The organism is Trichlorobacter sp., from assembly GCF_034008105.1.
Taxonomy (GTDB): Bacteria; Desulfobacterota; Desulfuromonadia; order Geobacterales; family Pseudopelobacteraceae; genus Trichlorobacter.
The window spans coordinates 1-4,283 of record NZ_JAVEPN010000033.1 but is presented as its reverse complement, the minus strand read 5'-3'; the positions used below and the strand labels follow the sequence as shown (position 1 = coordinate 4,283).

General features: G+C 61.6%; 4 protein-coding genes. 2 read left to right on the top strand and 2 right to left on the bottom strand.

All coding sequences use genetic code 11. From position 1 onward, the window contains the following. Window positions 1-621: zinc-binding dehydrogenase (locus RBQ93_RS12285; protein WP_320372410.1), on the top strand; the 621-nt coding region annotated here is incomplete at its 5' end. Between the two features lie 80 nt (window positions 622-701). On the opposite strand, the gene wrbA is transcribed toward RBQ93_RS12285, so the two are convergent. Continuing rightward, window positions 702-1,319, bottom strand: a complete 618-nt coding sequence (gene wrbA, locus RBQ93_RS12280; protein ID WP_320372409.1) for an NAD(P)H:quinone oxidoreductase — start codon at window positions 1,317-1,319, stop codon at window positions 702-704. Between the two features lie 70 nt (window positions 1,320-1,389). Continuing rightward, entirely contained in the window at window positions 1,390-2,463 is a 1,074-nt protein-coding gene (locus tag RBQ93_RS12275; RefSeq protein WP_320372408.1) for a hypothetical protein, read from the bottom strand. Between the two features lie 232 nt (window positions 2,464-2,695). Between RBQ93_RS12275 and glmS the strand changes: the two genes are divergently transcribed. Beyond that, window positions 2,696-4,283, top strand: a 1,588-nt coding sequence (glmS, locus tag RBQ93_RS12270) for a glutamine--fructose-6-phosphate transaminase (isomerizing) (RefSeq protein ID WP_320372411.1), incomplete at its 3' end; no start/stop codon positions are given.

The window sequence follows — 4,283 nt, the reverse complement described above, 5'->3', positions numbered from 1 at the left end:
AGTATGGCGCTGGGTACCGCCGGCTTTACCGCCGCGCTGTCGGTGCTGAAGCTGGTGCAGGCAGGCATCCAACCAGACGATGGCGACATCCTGGTGACCGGCGCCACCGGCGGGGTCGGCAGCATCGCCGTCGCTATCCTGGCCAAGGCGGGATACCGCGTGGTGGCAGCCACCGGCAAGACGAGCGATGAAGGTTTTTTACGGGAGCTGGGCGCTACGGAGGTCATCCCGCGCGAACAGGTAACCGCCGGGGCTGAGCGGCCGATGATGGCCGAACGCTGGGCCGGGGCCATTGATGTGGTGGGTGGAGAGACGCTGACGGCGGTGCTGAAATCTACCCGCTACGGCGGTACGGTGACCTGCTGCGGGCTGGTTGGATCAGCAGAGCTGACCATGAATGTCTATCCCTTTATCTTGCGGGGCGTCAGCCTGATCGGTATTGACTCGGTCAATTGCCCCACCACGCCACGCCTGCAGGTGTGGGAGAAGCTGGCAGAAAGCTGGAAACCGGACCAGTTGGAGACACTGGTGACCGAAGTGGCATTGGAAGGGGTTGAAGAAAAATTACAGACCATTCTGCACGGCGGCATCCGGGGCCGGGTGGTGGTCAGGTTGCCGTAGCCGCCTGATCAGGATCCTGTCTTGAGCGGACGGGCGAGACGAATTTCGCCGTCGCCCATCCGCGTAAGACAAGCCTGTCATCAGCCATGCAGCTTCCTGGTGATGGCAGCCACGTGGGCGCCCTGGAAACGGGCGATAGCCAACTCATTCTCCGACGGTTGCCGCGAACCGTCGGCCGCAGCCAGGGTGGTGGCGCCATAGGGCGTGCCGCCGGTGATCTCATCCATGGTCACCAAGCGTTGTTCGCTGTAGGGTACCCCTACCACCACCATGCCGTGGTGAAACAAGGTATTGTGAAAGCTGGTGATGGTGGTCTCCTGACCGCCATGCTGGGTGCCGGTACTGGCAAAGACGCTGCCCACCTTGCCCACCAGCCCCCCCTGTACCCACAGACCGCCGGTCTGGTCCAAAAAGTTACGCATCTGGGCCGCCATGTTGCCGAAGCGGGTCGGCGTGCCGAAGATGATCCCATCGGCCTCAGCCAACTGAGCTGGCTCAGCGACCGGAATATGGGCAAAGGCGGCCCGGGCGGCCTTGGCGCCGGACTTCTCCAGCGCCTCGTCCGGCATCAGTTCAGGCACCTGCAGCAGTTGCACCTCGCAGCCGTCCACACTGCGTGCCCCTTCGGCTATCGCCTCGGCCATCCGGTACACATGGCCATACATACTGTAAAATACCACCTGTAGCTTGGTCGTCACATCGTCCTCCTCTCTGGTGCAAAGTATCGTCCACGGTTGTCAGCATACCGCGTTCTTGAGACCTGTCCAGTTATGCCACTGACGTTTCCGCCTCGGCACCGATCGCCTTGATGGCCTCAAACACGACCTGGTCATACTTGTCCTGACTGATGGCCAGGGCCACCACCGGTATCCGCAGCAGCGTCTTGACGAAGCCGAACCGCAGGTCACGGGGTAGCACCGCGATATAGGCCACCAGATGCTGTTCCTGCTGACCATCCAGACTAGACGCCGTTTGCAGCGTTGCCTGCAGGTCGTTGATGGTGGCGGCCTGCACGTCGTCACGTTGGGCAGCGGCCTGCTCAGCCACACGGGGCCAGTCATCAAGCACCTCGCGGGCGGTCAAGGGCCGGCCAGCCCGATCAGCCAGCCAGCGCATAAAGGTGATGGCCGCCTCCTTACCCACAATGCCGGCATAAACCTCCATGGCCAGATCGCCGGGGAAACGGCAGTGTCGCCGCAGAGCGCTGACCATCTCCCAGCCACGTTCGGTGGGCTCAACCTGCATCTCCATTGGCGCCCCCTGCTTGGCCAGCATACCGCTATTGCCGGCCAGGAAGCCGCGTACGTCGCCATCCAGCTCACGGGTCGCAGCGTAGCGAGCCCAGCATTGATAATCGGTCTCCACGTACAGCATCACCATCCGGTCGATCAGGGCCCGGTCCAGGGTAGCCACCTGATAGCTGCCGTCGGGCGGGTTGATGGTGACTACTACTTTATGGCGCGGATGCAGTCGATGGGTGTGCAACGAACGCTGCAGCCCCTCGGCCGGCGGCTCCACAAACTGGAAGATGGCCTGCAGGGTGTCCTCCTGCTGGGCCCGGTTCAACTCATCACAATGCACCAGGGTGGGCGGATCGTCATCGGCCGGCCACCAGGAGGGGCGCGACCAGTGCATGATATCCCCTTCACGGTACGGTATGCCCACCAGATCGCCCACCTCCATCTGTCCCAAGCGCAACGACTGGTAACGCCAGCCGATCTCCCGGCAGACCTGCACAATGCCGGCGGTCTTGCCGACTCCGCGATGGCCAACCACACAGGGGGTCAGATCGGTTTTGGTCAGAATCTCCCGTAACACCGCCTTCATCTGCTCAACGTGCATGCTCAGCAACTCCTTGAATAATTGTCGATTAGAATCATAGGTGAAACCGGTGGCGTATTCAAGCCTGTAAGCGCGATGCCAACGGCACTCACATCACCACCAACAAGGGATTCCGGACACACCAGAAACCCTTGACTTATCAGCGCAATTAAGTGAAATTAGCAAATTCTTGACAGGATCGTTTGACATGTTACCGCTCACCAGCGGCAACCGGAAAGGAACGAACGCAACCATGTGCGGCATCGTCGGTTATATCGGCCCTCAACAGGCCACCCCGATCATCTTTGAGGGCCTACGCAAACTGGAATACCGCGGTTACGACTCGGCCGGCATCGCCACCCTGCAGCCGACCGGCATCGCCGTACGCCGCAGCGAAGGCAAGCTCATCAACCTGGCCAAGCTGCTGCAAAAGCAACCTCTTGACGGCACCATCGGCATCGGCCACACCCGCTGGGCCACCCACGGCCGCCCCTCCGAGACCAATGCCCATCCCCACAAGGCCGGCTCGATCGTGGTGGTGCATAACGGGATCATCGAAAACTACCTCGCCCTGAAAGAACAGCTCAAGGCCGCGGGCCACAGCTTTTCCAGCGAGACCGACACCGAGGTGATCGCCCACCTGGTGGAGGAAAAACATAAACAGGGCCTGGGCTTTGAAGCAGCGGTCCGTGCTGCCCTGCAGGAACTGCAGGGAGCCTTTGCGGTCTGCGTACTCTGCCTCGACGAACCGGACACCCTGATCGCCGCTAAGGTCGGCTCGCCGATGGTGGTGGGGCTGGCTGACCAGGAATTCTTCGTCGCTTCAGACATCCCAGCCATCCTGGCCCATACCCGCGAGATGGTCTTCATGGAGGATGGCGACCTGGCCATCTTCCGCAATGGCGTGGCTGCCTTTTCGACCATCGCCGGACAGCCGCTGGAAAAAAAGGTACGCCATATCGACTGGTCGCCCCTGATGGCCGAGAAGGGCGGCTTCAAGCACTTCATGCTCAAGGAGATCCACGAGCAGCCCCGGGCAGTGCGCGACACCCTGGCGGGACGCTTTCGGGAAGAGATGGGCGACGTCCATCTGGAAGACCTGCACTATGACGATGCCACCCTGCAGACCATCTCCCGGATGGTGATCGTGGCCTGCGGCACCTCCTGGCACGCCGCCCTGACCGGCAAGTTTCTGATCGAGGAACACTGCCGCATCCCGGTGGAGGTGGATATCGCCTCCGAGTTCCGCTACCGCAAGCCGGTGATTGACCCGTCCACCCTGGTGATGGTGATCTCCCAGTCCGGCGAGACTGCCGACACCCTGGCGGCCCTGCGGGAGGCCAAACAGTTGGGGGCACTTAACCTGGCCATCTGCAACGTGCTGGACTCTTCCATCGCCCGCGAAGCGGCCGGCGTACTCTACACCCATGCCGGCCCCGAGATCGGCGTGGCCTCCACCAAGGCCTTTGTCACCCAGCTGGCGGCCCTGCACCTGTTCACCATCCGGCTGGGACGGGCCATCGGCAGACTGGATACCGCCCAGGGACGGCAGATGATTGCCGGGCTTAAAAAACTCCCTGAATTGCTGGAACAGTGCCTGGAGATCAATGATGCGACAGAAAAAGTCGCCAAACAGTACATGCATGCCCGCGACTTTCTCTACCTGGGCCGCGGCAAAAACTACCCGATCGCCCTGGAAGGGGCTTTAAAACTAAAGGAGATCTCCTACATCCACGCCGAAGGCTATCCAGCCGGCGAGATGAAGCACGGCCCGATCGCGCTGATCGATGAAGAGATGCCGGTGGTGGTGCTGGTACCGAAGAACAGCGCCTACGACAAGA